Below are 15,769 nucleotides of genomic sequence, written 5' to 3' on the forward strand. Positions count from 1 at the left end.
CGAGGGGCGGCTGTTTGATCTTTAGCGGGGCGCAACGCTTAGGCGTTGTCGTCCTCGGAAACTTCTTCGGCAGCCGGCGCGATGTCATCGTCGTCGGAGGCGGCAGCGCCGATATCGTCGAACAGCTCGGCGATTTCGAACTCTGCTTCGGCTTCGGCTTCAGCGGCAAGCTCCTGGATGGATTTGCCGGAGGCCTGCAGCTCGGCTTCTTCAGCAGAACGGGCCACGTTGATCTCGATTTCCACGGCCACTTCCGGGTGCAGAACGACGGACACGCTGTGCACGCCCAGTTCCTTGATCGGGGTGGTCAGGACAACCTGCTTGCGGTCCACGGTGAAACCTTCGGCGGTTGCCACGTCGGCGGCGTCACGCGGGGTGACGGAGCCGTAGAGAGCGCCGGCGTCGGAAGCGGAGCGGATCACGACGAACTGCTGGCCAGCCAGCTTCTCGGCGAGGGCTTCTGCCTCTTTCTTGGTTTCGAGGTTGCGGGCTTCCAGCTGGGCTTTCTGGGCTTCGAACTGGGCAATATTTGCCTGCGAAGCGGTCAGGGCCTTGCCTTGCGGCAGCAGGTAGTTGCGAGCGTAGCCGGCTTTGACGTCAACGACTTCACCCATCTGGCCAAGCTTGGCCACGCGCTCAAGAAGGATAACTTGCATTTGCGTTTCTCCTTATTTCACGGCGTAGGGCAGCAGGGCGAGGAAGCGGGCGCGTTTGATGGCGCGGGCCAGCTCACGCTGTTTCTTGGCGGAAACGGCGGTGATGCGGGACGGCACGATCTTGCCACGCTCAGAGATGTAGCGCTGCAGCAGGCGGGTGTCTTTGTAGTCGATCTTGGGTGCGTTCTCACCGGAGAAGGGGCAGACCTTGCGACGACGGAAGAAGGGTTTGTTAGCCATTTCTGGGATCCTTTCCTAAGCCTGGCGATCAGCGGCGTTCACGGCGTTCGCCGCGTTCGTCACGTTTCTGCATCTGGACGGAGGGGCCTTCGCCGTGCTCGTCGACCTTGATGGTCAGGACGCGCATCACGTCATCATGCAGGCGCATCAGGCGTTCCATCTCCTGAACGGCCGGTGCCGGGGCATCGGTTTTCAGGAAGGCGTAGTGGCCCTTGCGGTTCTTGTTGATCTTGTAGGCCATCGTTTTGACACCCCAGTACTCGCTCTCAACGACGTTGCCGCCGTTGTCAGAAAGGACGGTGCCAAAGTGCTCGATCAGGCCCTCGGCTTGCGCGTTGGAAAGATCCTGGCGCGAAATGAAGACATGCTCATAAAGGGGCATGTGAACTCCAGTCTATTTAAGGCGCACTTCAAAGGGCTCTTGGGTCTGGCCTTTCCGCGACCCGCCCACGAGAGGTTGCGCTGAATCCGAAGAATGCGGAAAGGACGCAGCCTTATACACCCGTCGCTTCGGGATGCAACCCCGCAAAACTGCGAATTGCCCTTGAAAGCAAAGGCCGCGCGCGGGCAGCGAGCCGGGCCGCCAAATGCGGCAGGTTTGGGCGGCAGACGTCCCGAAGAAGAACCGGCTGCGCCGCTTTTTTGCCCCCTTCTGCGTGCAACCTTAAGGGCAATCAAACTCAAATTTGCGCCTTCCGCAGAACTGGACAGTGATCATGACTGCTGAACAAGAGAATATTTTCGTGGACGAGGCGGACCTCGTCAAAAAGCCCTGGGTGCGTGTGGACGACACCTACTGGGGCTGCATCGTGCGCTCCTACTCGGGCACGCATTCCTTCAACAACATCCTGCGCGGCACCTGTGGTTTCGTGGGGCTGGTGCTTGTCTTCGTGGCGCTTGGCTTCTGGCTGCTGCCGGGCTCGCTGCTGACGAGCGACGTGGCGGTGATGAAATTTCTGTCGTCCACCTCGCTCTGTATCTCGGGGCTGCTGTTCCTCTGGTTCGCCAGCCAGGAAACCCGCCGCGAAGTGCATATCGACCGCGCCCGCAACGAGATCCGTGAAGCGCTGCGCAATTCGCGCGGCAATGCCTTCATGCTGCGCCGCTACGCTTTCGAGGACATCGGCAGCGTCTTCATCGAGCGCCCGAGCTACGAGGGCGGCCCCTCGCGCTTGCTGCTGCGCTACCGCAATACCTCGCAGGTGATCGCCATCGCCGTGGCCGACGAGGGCAAGCTGATTTCCCTGCGCGATCGCCTTGCCAAGGACATCCTCGGCGTCTCCAAACCGGCGAGCAAAATTGCACCGGTGGGCGCTGCGGCTGGCAAACCGCGCCAGTTCAAGGTCCAGACGCCGACTCGCGTGATGTGATACGGCGCACAGCTTCACGGGTATTCTGTTCAAAAAGGAACAGAGCCTGTGAGCCGGTGATGACTTGAGAACATCGGGAAAGGCACGATTTTTGTCATGTCTTTTCTTTTGTTTGCAAGGAACACCCCAATGAAACGCATCGCGCTTTCGACCGCCGCCCTGATCGCCCTCACCGCTGGCGCCGCGGTGGCTGAACCGGCCAAATACACGCTGGATCCGAGCCACAGCCAGATCCTGTTCAGCTACGATCACTTCGGCTTCTCGACCACCTACGGCATGTTCTCGGGCTTTGAGGGCGAGATCGCCTTTGACCGTGAAGACCCGGCCAACTCCGCCGTTTCCGTCTCCTTCCCGGTGAAAACCATGCTCACGGGGTGGGAAGGGCGCTTTGAGCACTTCATGTCGGCCGATTTCTTTGATGCGGACGAGGCGGAACTGGTGACGTTTGTGTCCACCGGCATCGAGGTGACGGGCGAGTCCACCGCCAACATCACCGGTGATCTGACGCTGAACGGCGTGACCAAACCCGTGGTGCTGGACGCAGTGTTGAACGGCGAGGGCACCAACCCGATGACCAACACCACCTGGGCCGGCTTCAACGCCACCACCAGCGTGCTGCGCAGCGATTTCAACCTCGGCGCCTTTGCCCCGATGGTGAGCGACGAGGTGCAGATCACCATTTCGATCGAAGCCGGTCTGGCCGAGGGCGAGGGCTCCTGAGGCTATCTGCCGTCTGAAATGCAAAAAGGCCGCCTTTTCAGGCGGCCTTTTTTCAGTCCTGTAGGAAGCGTGGCTTCACTCCAAGGTATTCTTGTAGATCACCCCGTCCTTCATGATGACGCGGATGTTGTCGCGGTCTGTAACAGCGGCGAGATCCTTCAGCGGGTTGCCGTTCACGATCAGCAGATCCGCATAGGCACCTTCCCGAATGACGCCGAGATCGCCCGGATAAGGGTTGCGCGGGCCTGAGAGCTGGAGCAGTTCGGTGAAGTTCCCGGTGGACATCTTGAGGATCTCGTAGGGCGTGAACCAATCCAGCAGCCGCTCCATCTGCTCGACCTGTTCAGACACGCCGATTCCCGGCCCGGGGCTGATGAAGATATCGGTGCCATGGACAACCTTGAGATCCGGCAACTCCTTGATGGCGGTGTAGACATCGCCCGTGCCTTGGCAGACGATGGCTTGTTTGGCGTTTTGCTGCGGTGTCAGGTTGGGTTCGCTGCACAGGGTGAAAGGTTGGATGCTGAGCCAAATCCCTTCCGTGGCCATCCGTTCCAGTGTCGCACGGTCCAGAAGCTGGCCGTGTTCAACCGATTTGATCCCGGCGTCGATGGCTTGGTTTACAGCTTCCACTGTGTAGCCGTGGACTGTCACATAGGTGCCCCAGCCCTCTGCCGCACTTACAGCCGCCTCGATTTCGGCCGGGATGAACTGCGTCGTATCAATCGGATCGTAGGGGCCGCTGACGGAGCCGCCGATGGCCAGCTTGATCTGGGAGGCCCCAAGCCGCAGTTGCTCACGGGTAGCGGCGAGCATCCTCGGCACGCCATCCACCAAGGCGCCAGCCCCTTTGAGGTCCGTTGTGGGTGTCGGTCCGCCAAGGCCGGGATTTCGATCGATGGGCAAGCGGAAATCGCCGTGGCCGGATGTTTGGGAAATCATAGCGCCGGAGGCATAGATGCGCGGCCCCGGGATGGTGCCTTCATCGATGGCGCGTTTGAGGGAAAAGACCTCTCCGGCCATGTCCCGCGTTGTCGTGACGCCGTTCATCAGCATTTGTTCGGCGATCACTGTGGATTGGATCGTCTGGTAGCTGGCAAGCCCCGAGACAACCTCCCCAAAAGTGACCCCAGACAGTGCGAGATGCGAATGGCCTTCAATGATGCCGGGCATCAGCGTGCGGCCTCCGCCATCGATCACGGAGGCACCTTCGGCTTCGAGCGTGCCGCTCGACACGCTGGCAATGAGATTGCCTTCGATCAGAACGCTCGCGTTTTCGGTAAGCGTTTCGGAGTTGCCGTCAAAGACATTGACGTTCGTGATCAAGGTTTTCGGGGGATTGGCGGCGTCTTGTGCGAAGCTTGCTGCCGTGCAGGCAATCAGCATGCAAGCTGCTTGGGATAACTTATGGACACGAGGCATTAAGGACTCTCCGTTTACTTGGTAAAATCACGCGCCATCCGCGCGTCGGGCATCAAAACGGGCAGGGGATGCTCGGCAGTCAGAAACGGAAGTCGCCGCAGCCCCGTGGGATCTCAGTGGTACTGAACGCCTTGGCGCACAGCCGGTTCAGGCTATGTTTGCAGAAGGAATCAGTGTTCAGTGTGAAAGTTGGGTGCAAATCTTGCGCATTACGAAAGATAGCTCCAAGCGATCAGCCGTGGGTCGGGCGCTCTGATGTGGGCGCTAAAGCCTTCCCACGGCGCCTATCTGCGCGAATTTCCAGTACGTGAGAGCCAATTCGTACAACTTGGGCGGGGCACGCTCGATCTTCAGACGTTTACACTGTGGGGGGTGCGATCCTTCATAACGCGCATGCGGTGCACCCCTTTGTCTTCATGGGTGACGGTACCGGACAGGAACTGGATGGGTTTCATCCTTCCATTGTCGTGGAACGGGGATTACCGGGTCGATGGTTTCGAAGCCGATGGTGGGGATGTTTTCTCGATCTCCAGCCCTGATGGGTATGGAACGCTCGGCAAGAACAGAGACAACATCCTCGTAAGCCTGAAACGCCGTGAAGTTCTTGCCGCCATGGGGGGCCTCGCAGGGGGAAATCTTCCGGACGATCCGACGATGAATGTTCATTTGTCAGGGGTGGGGTATCGCGCAAAATCATTGAAACGCGGCATAGGCGGAATTCTGCAACGCGCGATGGATGGTTCGGAGGCAAAAAGGGGCGAGGCCTTCATGACGGCCGCGCTTGAAACGGAACTCATCTCCTTCGTCGCTAGCTGGTTGCTGGAGGGCACGGACGAGCTGACAGAGCGCCGTTTCGATCATCTGGAATCCCGCGCGATCGTAAGGCGGCTGGAAGCGCAGGTTTTCGAGAGGCAGGCAATGCCGATGAGCCTGGCCGAGCTCTGCGCTCTTGCGGGTGTCGGGGCCACCCGGTTGCATGCGGCCTTTATTGACATCTACGGCGTTTCCCCGGCCCGCTACCTCGGGCTGATGCGTCTGTCAAACGCACGGGAAGCGCTTCTGAACCGCGACGCGCCGCCCGCATCCGTAAAGGCCGTCGCTTGGGAGAACGGATTTCCCTACAGCGGGCGATTTGCTGGGCAATACGCGGATCTCTTTGGTGAAAAGCCCGGTGACACATTGATCAGGACGCGGCACTTGGCCCAATGAACGAGCGCGCCCTGCCTCGCATTGTCAGGGCTTACGCGCCACCAGATCGACCTTGATCTCCACGCCGAAAGCGAGGTTCTGCTCGTCAGGCATGTTCTGGCCGATGCCGAAATCGCGCCTGTCGGTGGTGGCCGTGGCCTCCATCCGGGCGGTGCCGTCCTCGATGCGCAGAGTGAAGGGCAGATCCAGAGGGGCTTCGGTGCCGCGCAGGGTGAGGGTGCCCACCGCATCGAACTGGCCATCGCCAAGCGCGAGGATGTCGGCCGAATAGAGGGCGCGGGGGTGGGTGGCGGCGTCGAAGAAATCCGGCCCCTTGGCCTGATCCGTCACGCCGCCGAGCGTCAGGCTGTCGATCATCACCTCGACCTCCACGCGGCCCGCGATGCCGTCGTCGACGGTCTCGTCGAACTCGATTTCCGCCGTCCAGGCGCCGAACTGGCCCGAGACGGGTTTGCCGAACTGGGTGACGGTGAGCGCGAGCGTGCCGGTTTCGACTTGCCAGCCGTTGGCGGGCAGGGCCATGGGCGCGGCTTGCGGGGCCTCCGGGGCCTGAGCGGCTTGCGGGGCGGCGGTGGGCCAGGCCATCACGCTGGCGGCGAGAAGCGCGGCGGCATAGGCGCTGATCCCGGCCAGAGCGGGCGCGCGGCTGTGGGCGGGGCGCGGCGGTGCGGGCTGTCGCGGGGCCTTGCCGATGGCCATGCGGCGCAGGGTATCGTCCTTGTCGATCACCACGTGTTTCAGCGCGCCGGCGATATGCAGCGCGAAGGCGAGCAGCAGCAGCTTCGTCAGCACCCAGTGCCAGCCAGAGAAGAGATGCGCGAGCGCTTCGCTTTTCGGCACGAAGGGCAGGGACTGGCCAAAGGGCCACCAGATCGGCGCGAATCCTTCGGTGGCGGCGTGGTGCAGCCAGCCCGACAGCGGCACGAAGACGAGGGAGAGATAGAGCAGCACATGCACCATTTCGGCGAGGAAGGTCTCGGCCTTGCGGGCCGGGTGCAGCGGTGCCGGGCGAATCTGTGTGGCCGTCCAGAGCAGCCGGGTCAGCGCGAGGAAGAAGACCGTCACGCCCAGCGTCTTGTGCAGCGAGAAGAGCCACGCCTTGCGAGCCAGCTGCTCGTTGGTGTCATAGGGCAGGTTCTCGGCGATCACGCCCAGCGGGAAGAGCGTGAGGATCAGCAGCGCGGTGATCCAGTGGAACGCCTTGCTGATGCTGCCGTAGGTGTCGGCGGTGTTGGCGCGGGGCATGGGAATCCTCATCTGCTCGTCTGACTTGGAGGGCAACCTAGTGCGAAGGGGCGCGCAGCGGAATGCGCCTTGCCGCAGATCTTCTGTGCAGGAGGGCGGAGTTTGTTTGCCTTGGGGAAGGCCGCGCGGTATCAGCGGGCCAGAGAAACCGACAGAACAAGAAATCGGAGGGGACATGAGCCGGGCATTCGTATTTCCGGGACAGGGCGCGCAGACCATCGGCATGGGCAAGGCGCTCGCGGAGGCCTATCCGGCCGCAAAGGCGATTTTCGACGAGGTGGACGAGGCTCTGGGCGAGAAACTCTCCACCCTGATCTGGGAGGGCGACATCGCCGAGCTGACGCTGACCCAGAACGCGCAACCGGCCCTGATGGCGACATCGCTCGCCGCCATGCGCGCGCTTGAGGCCGAGGGCATCGACATCACCTTCGCCACCTATGTTGCGGGCCACAGCCTTGGCGAATATTCCGCGCTGGCGGCGGCTGGCTCTCTGAGCGTGGCCGACACAGCCCGCCTGCTGCGCACGCGCGGGCAAGCGATGCAGGCCGCCGTGCCGGTGGGTGTGGGCGCGATGGCTGCCCTGCTGGGGCTGGACTTCGCCGCTGCGACCGAAGTGGCCGAGGAAGCCGCGCAGGGGCAGGTCTGTCAGGCTGCCAATGACAATGATCCGGGGCAGGTGGTTGTGTCGGGCCACAAGGAAGCCGTGGAACGTGCCGTTGAGATCGCCAAAGGAAAAGGCGCAAAACGCGCCGTTCTGCTGCCGGTTTCCGCGCCCTTCCACTGCGCGCTGATGCAGCCCGCCGCCGATGTGATGGCCGCAGCCCTGGACGATGTGGAGATCGCCGCGCCAAAGGTGCCGCTCGTGGCCAATGTGCGTGCCAATGCCGTGGACGATCCGGCCGTGATCCGCTCGCTTCTGGTTGAGCAGGTGACGGGCTCTGTCCGCTGGCGTGAAAGCGTGGCCTTCATGGGCGCGCAGGGCGTCACCGAGATCTGGGAAATTGGCGCGGGCAAGGCGCTGTCGGGCATGATTCGCCGCATCGACCGCGAGATTGCCACCCGCGCCGTGGGCACGCCGGAGGATGTTCTGGCGGCCAAGGAAGCTTGAGGAAGGTTTGAGATATGTTTGATCTGACTGGGAAAAACGCCCTGATCACCGGGGCTTCCGGCGGCATTGGTGGCGCAATCGCCAAGGCGCTGCACGGCGCGGGCGCAACCGTGGCGCTTTCGGGCACCCGCGTGGAGCCTCTGGAGGCGCTGGCCGCCGAACTGGGCAGCCGCGCCCATGTTCTGCCCTGCAATCTTTCCGATGCGGAGGCCGTGAACAACCTGCCGAAACAGGCCGCCGAGATGATGGGGAGCGTCGATATCCTCGTGAACAACGCGGGCATCACCGCCGACAACATCTTCATGCGTATGAAGGATGAGGAGTGGGAGCGGGTTTTGGAGATCAACCTGACCTCCACCATGCGCCTTTGCCGGGGCGTGATGCGCGGCATGATGAAGGCGCGCTGGGGCCGGATCATCAACATCTCCTCTATCGTGGGCGCAACGGGCAACCCCGGGCAGGCCAACTACGCGGCGTCCAAGGCCGGGATGATCGGCATGTCCAAATCCATCGCCTATGAGGTGGCCAACCGGGGCATCACCGTGAACGCCGTGGCACCGGGCTTCATCACCACCGCAATGACGGACAAGCTGACCGACGATCAGAAATCCGGCATCCTCGGGCAGGTGCCCGCAGGCCGCATGGGCGAAGCCGAAGAGATCGCGGCCGCCGTGCTCTATCTCGCCAGCCCCGAGGCCGGCTACGTGACGGGCAGCACGCTGCACGTGAACGGCGGCATGGCCATGCTGTAAGGCTAGGCTGATTGGATTGTCTGCCCGGGCTTACAATTTGGCTTCGGGCAGCCTATCTGAGCACTGTGCAGCATGGCTTTGCCGCAGCTGCAGCCTTCCGGCACAACCTTGGTGAAAGCATTTGCCTCTCTGAAAAGGTGTGCTATAGGCCGATCAGATTTGACCGGGCGTCAGCAGATGCTCCGGTTATCCTTCGCGACAGCGAAGGCAGGAGCGCCCCGCGCGGGGCATAGCAAGAAACCGACGGGAACGCTCCCGAAACGTTAAAATGAGGATGGAACATGAGCGACATCGCAGATCGCGTGAAAAAGATCGTCGTCGAGCACCTGGGTGTGGAAGAGGACAAAGTTGTTGAGGGCGCGTCCTTCATCGATGACCTCGGCGCAGACAGCCTTGACACCGTGGAACTGGTGATGGCTTTCGAAGAAGAGTTCGGCATCGAGATCCCGGACGACGCTGCCGAGACGATCCAGTCTTTCGGCGACGCGGTGAAATTCATCACCGAAGCCTCCTGAGCTTAACCGCTTTCAGGAAGATCGAATGCGGCGCCCCGGTGGCGCCGTTTTTGATTCTGGGGTTCGGTCTTTTTCGGCTCTGGGGGGCAGATCGGCGGACTATGGGGAATTTCCAGCCCATGCTTGCGCTTGCCCTTGCCCCCCTTGGCCCCGGCGGGGTATCAGTGGCCGACTTTGAAAAGGACGATAAGGGGCACAAGAATGCGTCGAGTGGTTGTTACGGGCCTTGGGATGGTCACCCCGCTGGCTTGCGGAGTGGAAGAAACCTGGAGCCGCCTGATTGCAGGGGAGTCCGGAGCCGGGCCGATCACCCGTTTCGATCCGGAGCGCGTGGTGACGAAATACGCCTGCGAGATCCCGGTGGGCGATGGCAGCAACGGCACCTTCAACCCGGACGACTGGATGGAGCCGAAAGAGCGCCGCAAGGTCGATGACTTTATCCTCTACGCCATGACGGCGGCCGCTCAGGCGGTGAAGGACGCGGACTGGACGCCGGACGACGAAGAAGAGCTTCTGCGCACCGGCGTGATGATCGGCTCGGGCATTGGCGGGCTGTCCTCGATTGCCGACACTGCCGTACTGCTGGCCGAGAAGGGCCCGCGCCGGGTGTCGCCCTTCTTTATTCCTTCTGCGCTGATCAACCTCGCCTCTGGGCAGGTCTCGATCCGTTACGGCTTCAAGGGCCCCAACCACGCGCCGGTGACGGCCTGCTCCACCGGCGCACATGCCATTGGCGATGCTGCCCGCCTGATCATGCTGGGCGATGCGGATGTGATGGTGGCCGGGGGCGCGGAAAGCCCGATTTCGGAGATCGGCATCGCCGGCTTCAACGCCTGCAAGGCGCTTTCCACCAAGCGCGCCGATGATCCCAAGGCCGCCAGCCGCCCCTATGACGCGGACCGTGACGGTTTCGTCATGGGCGAGGGCGCGGGCGTTGTGGTGCTGGAAGAATACGAGCACGCCAAGGCGCGCGGCGCGAAGATCTACGCCGAAGTGCTGGGCTACGGGCTGTCGGGCGATGCCTATCACATCACCGCGCCGTCGGAGGATGGCGACGGGGGCTATCGTTCCATGAAGGCCGCCATCGCGCGCGCCGGGCTGACGCCGGCCGATATCGACTACATCAACGCCCATGGCACTTCGACGATGGCCGACACCATCGAGTTGGGCGCCGTGGAGCGGCTGATGGGCGATGCGGCGGCTACGGCGACGATGTCCTCCACCAAATCCGCCATCGGCCACCTGCTGGGCGCGGCTGGGGCTGTGGAGGCGATCTTCTGCATCCTCGCGATGCGCGACCAGATCGCACCGCCGACGCTGAACCTCGATAACCCGGATGTGGAGGCAAAGCTGGACCTCGCGCCGAAGGCCGCTGTGAAACGCAAGATCGACGTGGCGCTGTCGAACTCCTTCGGCTTTGGCGGCACCAATGCCTCGCTCGTGCTGGGGAAGGTGTCTGACTGATGTGGCGCAGTATTGCGTCGAATGCGCTGACGCTGGGCATCGTGGCGGGCCTTGGCATCGCCGCCGTGCTCGGCTGGGCGCACAGCCAGTATCGCGGACCGGGGCCACTGGGGGAGGCGATCTGCCTGCGCGTGGAATCCGGGAGCAATTTCAGCCGGGTATCGGAGTCTCTTCTTGCGGACGGGGCGATCAGCAACGGGCTGATCTTCCGCGTTGGCGCGGATTACGAAGACAAGACACAAGATCTGAAGGCGGGCTCGTTCCTTGTGCCGGAAGGCACATCGATGGAAGAGATCGTGGACATCGTGACGCGCGGCGGGCAATCGACCTGCGGCACGGAGGTTGTTTACCGGATCGGTGTTGTGAGCAGCCAGTTGCAGCTGCGCGAGCTGGATCCGGCGACCAATGCCTATGAGATGACGACGGCCTTTGATCCCAAGGTGGATGAGGCGCCTGAGGCCTACACCGAGGCGCGCGCGGATGGCGATGTGCGCTACCGGATCGCCATGGCCGAGGGGGTGACCTCGTGGCAGGTGGTGGATGCGCTGAACGCGATCGATTTCCTTGAAGGCGAAGTGACGGAGATCCCTGCGGAAGGGATGCTTGCGCCCGACAGCTACGAGGTGCGGCCCGGCACGGATCGCAACGTGGTGCTGGCGCGGATGGAAGAGAAGCAGGCGCTCATTCTGGCCGAGGCCTGGGCCAACCGGGATACCGGCCTGCCGATCTCGACGCCGGAAGAAGCGCTTGTGCTGGCGTCTATCATCGAGAAGGAAACCGGGGTACCGGAAGAGCGCGGGCAGGTGGCCAGCGTCTTTACCAACCGTCTGAACCAAGGCATGCGCCTGCAGACGGACCCGACGGTGATCTACGGCATCACCAACGGGCAGGGCACGCTTGGCCGGGGCCTGCGGCAGAGTGAACTTCGCGCTGCAACCCCTTATAATACCTATGTGATCGAGGGGCTGCCCCCGACACCCATCGCCAACCCGGGCCGGGCCTCCATCGAGGCCGCGGTGAGCCCGGAAAGCACCGATCTGCTCTTCTTCGTGGCCGATGGCACCGGCGGGCATGCCTTTGCGCGGACGCTGGAAGAGCACAACCGCAATGTTGCGGAATGGCGCAAGATCGAGGCGGAGCGCGCGAACCAGTAAGCCTTTGTTAAGGCGTAAAATTTGACCCAGCGCGCGCTCTGGGCTATACCTCTAGGCACGCTGGTACAGGCGTGAACGGCATCCGGGCAACCGGGTGCCGTTTTGCATTTGCGTGCACGCCTGCCAGCGCGAGCAGCAGTCCGGGGGCCAGAACATACAGCATGTCACTTATCACACCTCTTGGCGGCCCAACGGCGCAGGACGACATCCTCGCCGCGGCCAACGAACATCTGGAGCGCCTGATCCGCACGGTGCGGGCGCTGACCAATCAGCTGGAGGCCGGCGAGTTCAAGGACTTGGCGGAAACCACGAAGACCGTCCGCGATGCGGGGGCGGCTTTGCAGATCGCTTTCAGGGAAAGGGAAAACGTTGAAAAACTCCGCCGAAAAGACGCAGGAATTGTCCATGACTTCGCCGTCGATTTCGACGCGGCGCGCGATGAGATCGGCCGCAGGCTGGATTGCCTCAGAGCCGCCCGAGCTTCAGATTGAGTTCCTTGAAGGCTTGAGCGAAGGCGCGCTGCTGGCGCTGCCCTATCTCTTCGAGTTCTGGGCCTATGACCATCAGCTGCCGCCGGAGGGCGATTGGCGCACATGGGTGATCATGGGCGGGCGTGGCGCGGGCAAGACCCGCGCAGGCGCAGAATGGGTGCGCGGCGAGGTGGAAGGGCCGCGCCCGATGGATCCGGGGCGTTCGCGCCGGGTGGCGCTGGTGGGCGAGACCATCGAGCAGGTGCGCGAGGTGATGGTGTTTGGCGAAAGCGGCATTCTGGCCTGTTCGCCGCCGGATCGCCGCCCGGTGTGGGAGGCCACGCGCAAGCGGCTTGTCTGGCCCAATGGCGCGGTGGCGCAGGTCTATTCGGCGCATGACCCGGACTCGCTTCGGGGGCCACAGTTTGATGCGGCGTGGTCGGATGAGCTGGCGAAGTGGAAGAAGGCGCAGAAGACGTGGGACATGCTGCAGTTCGCGCTGCGGCTGGGCTCGGAGCCGCGCCAATGCGTGACGACGACGCCCAAGAATGTGCCGGTGCTGCGCGCGATTCTGGACAACCCCTCCACCGTGATGACCCATGCGCCGACGGAGTCCAACCGCGCCTTTCTGGCCGACAGCTTTCTGGAGGAGGTGCGCGCGCGCTATGCGGGCACGCGGCTGGCACGGCAGGAGCTGGATGGCGTCTTGCTGGAAGATCGCGACGGGGCGCTTTGGACGGAAGGGGCCATCGAGGCGGCGCGCAAGGCCAAGCCGCTGTCGGTGGATCGCGTGGTGATCGCGGTGGACCCGCCGGTGACAGGCCATGCGGCCTCGGACGAATGCGGGATCATCGTGGCGGGGGTAAGCATGGAGGGGCCGCCGCAAAGCTGGCGGGCTTCCATTCTGCGGGATGCCAGCGTGAAGGGCGCGAGCCCGGCCGTCTGGGCGGGCGTGGTGGCCGAGATGGCCGAGGCCTATGGCGCGGAGCGCGTGGTGGCGGAGGTCAATCAGGGCGGCGACATGGTGGAGAGCGTGTTGCGGCAGGTAGCCCCCAACATCCCCTATCGCGGCGTGCGCGCCTCGCGCGGGAAGGCGGCGCGGGCCGAGCCGGTGGCGGCGCTTTACGAGCAGGGCCGGGTGCACCATGCGGCAGGGCTCGACACGCTGGAAGCACAGATGCTGCAGATGACGCTGAAGGGCTTTGAGGGCAGGGGTTCGCCGGACCGGGTGGATGCGCTTGTCTGGGCGCTGCACGATCTGGTGCTGCTGCCCGCGACAAGCTGGGGCAACCCCCGCGTACGCACGCTTTAACCGCTCTTAAACCCTTTGCGGCAGGATGCCCTCAAGTTCGAAACGAGACCTGCCACGCGGCAAGCATGGCGGGTCATAGCGAAGAGGGGCTTGGGGGCATGGCATTCGGCATCTTTCGGAAAACATCGAAAGACAGCGCGGCGGCACCGGAGGCGAAGGCCTCGGCAGCGGGGCCGGTGATCGCCTATCACGGGGCGGGCCGCGTGGCTTGGAGCCCGCGGGATGCGGCGACGCTGACGAAGACGGGCTTTGCCGGGAACCCGGTAGGCTTTCGCGCGGTGAAGCTGATCGCGGAGGCCGCCGCGGCGCTGCCTCTGGTGCTGCAGAGCCGGCAAGAGCGCTACGAGGTGCATCCGATGCTGGATTTGCTGCGCCGCCCCAATCTTGCGCAGAGCCGCGCCGAGTTGATGGAGGCGCTTTACGGCCAGCTCGTGCTGACGGGCAACGGCTATCTGGAAGCGGTGGCGGGCGAGGATGGGTTGCCGCTGGAGCTGCATGTGCTGCGCTCCGACCGGATGGCGCTGATCCCCGGCAGCGACGGCTGGCCGATTGCCTATGAGTACAGCGTGGGCGGGCGCAAGCACCGGTTTGATGCCAGTGGCGGCTTAAGCCCTGTGTGCCATCTGCGCAGTTTCCATCCGCAGGACGATCACTACGGGCTTTCGCCGATGCAGGCGGCGGCGCAGGCGGTGGATGTGCACAATGCGGCCTCGCGCTGGTCCAAGGCGCTGCTGGACAACGCAGCGCGGCCCTCGGGCGCGCTGGTCTATCGCGGGCTGGACGGGCAGGCGACGCTCTCGGCGGACCAATACGCAAGGCTGCAGGATGAGATGCTTTCCTACCATCAGGGGGCGGCCAATGCGGGGCGGCCGATGCTGCTGGAAGGTGGGCTGGACTGGAAGCCGATGGGGTTTTCGCCCTCGGACATGGAGTTTCAGAAAACCAAGGAGGCCGCAGCGCGGGAGATCGCGGTGGCCTTCGGGGTGCCGCCGATGCTGCTGGGGCTCACCGGCGATGCAACCTACGCCAACTACCAGGAGGCCAACCGGGCCTTCTACAGGCTCACCGTGCTGCCGCTTGCGGCGCGGGTGGCGGCCTCGGTGGGCAGCTGGCTGGCGGCGCGCTATGGCGAGGCGTTGGAGCTGAAGCCGGATCTGGATCAGGTGCCCGCGCTCGCGGAGGAGCGCGACAAGCAATGGGCGCGGGTGGCGGCGGCGGATTTTCTGTCGGAGCGGGAAAAGCGGCGGCTGCTCGGGCTGCCTGAGGACACGGAGGCCCCATGACCCGGGAGGCCGGGAGCACAGGAAGCCGGTTTCTCTATGACAGTTTCGGCGCGGCCTCGGCGCGGATCGAGGCCAACGAGCGGATCACGGAGATGCAGTTTGGCCTGCTGGAGGGCCAGCTGGCGCGGATCGAAGGGCTGATCGAACGGCTGGAGCGCCGGCTTTGGGTCACGGTTTACGGCGTGGCGGCGGTGATCCTGGCGCAGGCGACGGTGACGCTTCTGGGGCTGGTGCCGGGAAGCGGTGGATGAAGGAGAGGGGCGCCATGGGCGATGCATTTGAACTGGAAAGGAAATACTGCGCGCCGGAGCAGCAGCTGGTGGTGCGCGATGGCGCGGTGATCGAGGGTTATGCCTCGCTTTTCGGCGCGGTGGATCAGGGCGGCGATGTGGTGGAGGCCGGGGCCTACGGGGCCTGTCTTGCCGATCTGGCGGCCTCGGGGCGGCGGGTGAAGATGCTCTGGCAGCATGACCCGACCCAGCCCATCGGCCTGTGGGACGAGGTGCGCGAGGACGCGCGGGGGCTCTGGGTAAAGGGCCGTCTGCTGACCGATGTGGCCAAGGGCGCGGAGGCGGCGCGGCTGATCGAGGCCGGCGCGATCGACGGGCTCTCCATCGGCTACCGCACGAAACGTGCGCAGAAGAACGAAGGCGGCGGCCGCCGTCTGATCGAGTTGGAGCTTTGGGAGGTGTCCTTGGTGACCTTCCCGATGCTGCCGCAAGCCCGTGTCGGTGCCAAGGGGGACGCGCGCGCGCAGACGGGCCTTATGGAGCTGGCGGATGCCATCCGGGATGCCGGACGCCGGCTGCGCAAGCCCCCCGCGACCTGAACCAGAGAAAAGGGTGATGA

At 63.8% G+C, this 15,769-nt stretch carries 18 protein-coding genes; 13 read left to right on the forward strand and 5 right to left on the reverse strand.

The window, feature by feature from the left end:
- Positions 1-38 precede the first annotated feature (38 nt).
- From rplI to rpsF, 3 genes are read right to left on the reverse strand one after another with little or no spacing between them, the layout of a single operon-like run.
- Complete coding sequence (gene rplI / locus KVX96_RS08410; protein ID WP_261193925.1) at positions 39-656, reverse strand: 50S ribosomal protein L9; 618 nt, start codon at positions 654-656, stop codon at positions 39-41.
- A 12-nt stretch (positions 657-668) separates the two neighbouring features.
- On the reverse strand, positions 669-896 hold the full coding sequence (gene rpsR, locus KVX96_RS08415) for a 30S ribosomal protein S18 (RefSeq protein WP_085867363.1): 228 nt from the start codon (positions 894-896) through the stop codon (positions 669-671).
- Positions 897-924: 28 nt separating this feature from the next.
- Positions 925-1,278 carry a 30S ribosomal protein S6 gene (rpsF, locus tag KVX96_RS08420; RefSeq protein ID WP_261193926.1) on the reverse strand — a complete coding sequence of 118 codons (354 nt, stop codon included), beginning with the start codon at positions 1,276-1,278 and terminating at the stop codon, positions 925-927.
- A 334-nt stretch (positions 1,279-1,612) separates the two neighbouring features.
- Here rpsF and KVX96_RS08425 point away from each other — a divergent pair, with 334 nt between their 5' ends.
- Both KVX96_RS08425 and KVX96_RS08430 read left to right on the forward strand, forming a co-directional pair.
- Positions 1,613-2,266 (forward strand): hypothetical protein, encoded by a 654-nt coding sequence (locus KVX96_RS08425; RefSeq protein ID WP_261193927.1) that lies wholly within the window; start codon positions 1,613-1,615, stop codon positions 2,264-2,266.
- 129 nt (positions 2,267-2,395) lie between these two features.
- The gene (locus KVX96_RS08430; protein ID WP_261193928.1) at positions 2,396-2,986 is read left to right on the forward strand and encodes a YceI family protein; all 591 of its coding nucleotides are present in this window, start codon (positions 2,396-2,398) and stop codon (positions 2,984-2,986) included.
- A 75-nt stretch (positions 2,987-3,061) separates the two neighbouring features.
- Here the strand turns inward: KVX96_RS08430 and KVX96_RS08435 are convergent, their stop codons facing one another.
- Positions 3,062-4,372, reverse strand: a complete 1,311-nt coding sequence (locus KVX96_RS08435; RefSeq protein ID WP_261193929.1) for a metal-dependent hydrolase family protein — start codon at positions 4,370-4,372, stop codon at positions 3,062-3,064.
- A 480-nt stretch (positions 4,373-4,852) separates the two neighbouring features.
- On the opposite strand from KVX96_RS08435, the gene KVX96_RS08440 reads away from it, so the two are divergent.
- Positions 4,853-5,617: a helix-turn-helix domain-containing protein gene (locus tag KVX96_RS08440; RefSeq protein WP_261193930.1), complete on the forward strand. Its 765-nt coding sequence runs from the start codon at positions 4,853-4,855 to the stop codon at positions 5,615-5,617.
- Positions 5,618-5,641: 24 nt separating this feature from the next.
- Here KVX96_RS08440 and KVX96_RS08445 read toward each other — a convergent pair whose 3' ends face one another.
- Complete coding sequence (locus KVX96_RS08445; protein ID WP_261193931.1) at positions 5,642-6,862, reverse strand: cytochrome b/b6 domain-containing protein; 1,221 nt, start codon at positions 6,860-6,862, stop codon at positions 5,642-5,644.
- Between the two features lie 175 nt (positions 6,863-7,037).
- On the opposite strand from KVX96_RS08445, the gene fabD reads away from it, so the two are divergent.
- From fabD to KVX96_RS08495, 10 genes are all read left to right on the forward strand, one after another.
- Positions 7,038-7,970 carry an ACP S-malonyltransferase gene (gene fabD, locus KVX96_RS08450; protein WP_261193932.1) on the forward strand — a complete coding sequence of 311 codons (933 nt, stop codon included), beginning with the start codon at positions 7,038-7,040 and terminating at the stop codon, positions 7,968-7,970.
- A 14-nt stretch (positions 7,971-7,984) separates the two neighbouring features.
- Positions 7,985-8,722: a 3-oxoacyl-[acyl-carrier-protein] reductase gene (fabG, locus tag KVX96_RS08455; RefSeq protein WP_261193933.1), complete on the forward strand. Its 738-nt coding sequence runs from the start codon at positions 7,985-7,987 to the stop codon at positions 8,720-8,722.
- A 281-nt stretch (positions 8,723-9,003) separates the two neighbouring features.
- Positions 9,004-9,237: an acyl carrier protein gene (locus KVX96_RS08460; protein ID WP_085867370.1), complete on the forward strand. Its 234-nt coding sequence runs from the start codon at positions 9,004-9,006 to the stop codon at positions 9,235-9,237.
- Positions 9,238-9,438: 201 nt separating this feature from the next.
- Positions 9,439-10,701 carry a beta-ketoacyl-ACP synthase II gene (gene fabF / locus KVX96_RS08465; protein ID WP_261193934.1) on the forward strand — a complete coding sequence of 421 codons (1,263 nt, stop codon included), beginning with the start codon at positions 9,439-9,441 and terminating at the stop codon, positions 10,699-10,701.
- Positions 10,701-11,855: an endolytic transglycosylase MltG gene (gene mltG / locus KVX96_RS08470; protein WP_261193935.1), complete on the forward strand. Its 1,155-nt coding sequence runs from the start codon at positions 10,701-10,703 to the stop codon at positions 11,853-11,855. Before fabF ends, mltG begins: the two co-directional genes overlap by 1 nt.
- 161 nt (positions 11,856-12,016) lie before the next feature.
- Positions 12,017-12,346: a hypothetical protein gene (locus tag KVX96_RS08475; RefSeq protein WP_261193936.1), complete on the forward strand. Its 330-nt coding sequence runs from the start codon at positions 12,017-12,019 to the stop codon at positions 12,344-12,346.
- The gene (locus KVX96_RS08480) at positions 12,294-13,637 is read left to right on the forward strand and encodes a DNA-packaging protein (protein ID WP_261193937.1); all 1,344 of its coding nucleotides are present in this window, start codon (positions 12,294-12,296) and stop codon (positions 13,635-13,637) included. Before KVX96_RS08475 ends, KVX96_RS08480 begins: the two co-directional genes overlap by 53 nt.
- Positions 13,638-13,735: 98 nt before the next feature.
- A complete protein-coding gene (locus KVX96_RS08485; RefSeq protein ID WP_261193938.1) occupies positions 13,736-14,920 on the forward strand; it encodes a phage portal protein in 1,185 nt (394 codons plus the stop codon).
- The gene (locus tag KVX96_RS08490; protein ID WP_261193939.1) at positions 14,917-15,171 is read left to right on the forward strand and encodes a hypothetical protein; all 255 of its coding nucleotides are present in this window, start codon (positions 14,917-14,919) and stop codon (positions 15,169-15,171) included. Before KVX96_RS08485 ends, KVX96_RS08490 begins: the two co-directional genes overlap by 4 nt.
- Before the next feature lie 14 nt (positions 15,172-15,185).
- Complete coding sequence (locus tag KVX96_RS08495) at positions 15,186-15,749, forward strand: HK97 family phage prohead protease (RefSeq protein WP_261193940.1); 564 nt, start codon at positions 15,186-15,188, stop codon at positions 15,747-15,749.
- Positions 15,750-15,769: the final 20 nt, after the last annotated feature.

Source organism: Pseudoruegeria sp. SHC-113 (genome assembly GCF_025376885.1).
GTDB lineage: Bacteria > Pseudomonadota > Alphaproteobacteria > Rhodobacterales > Rhodobacteraceae > Pseudoruegeria.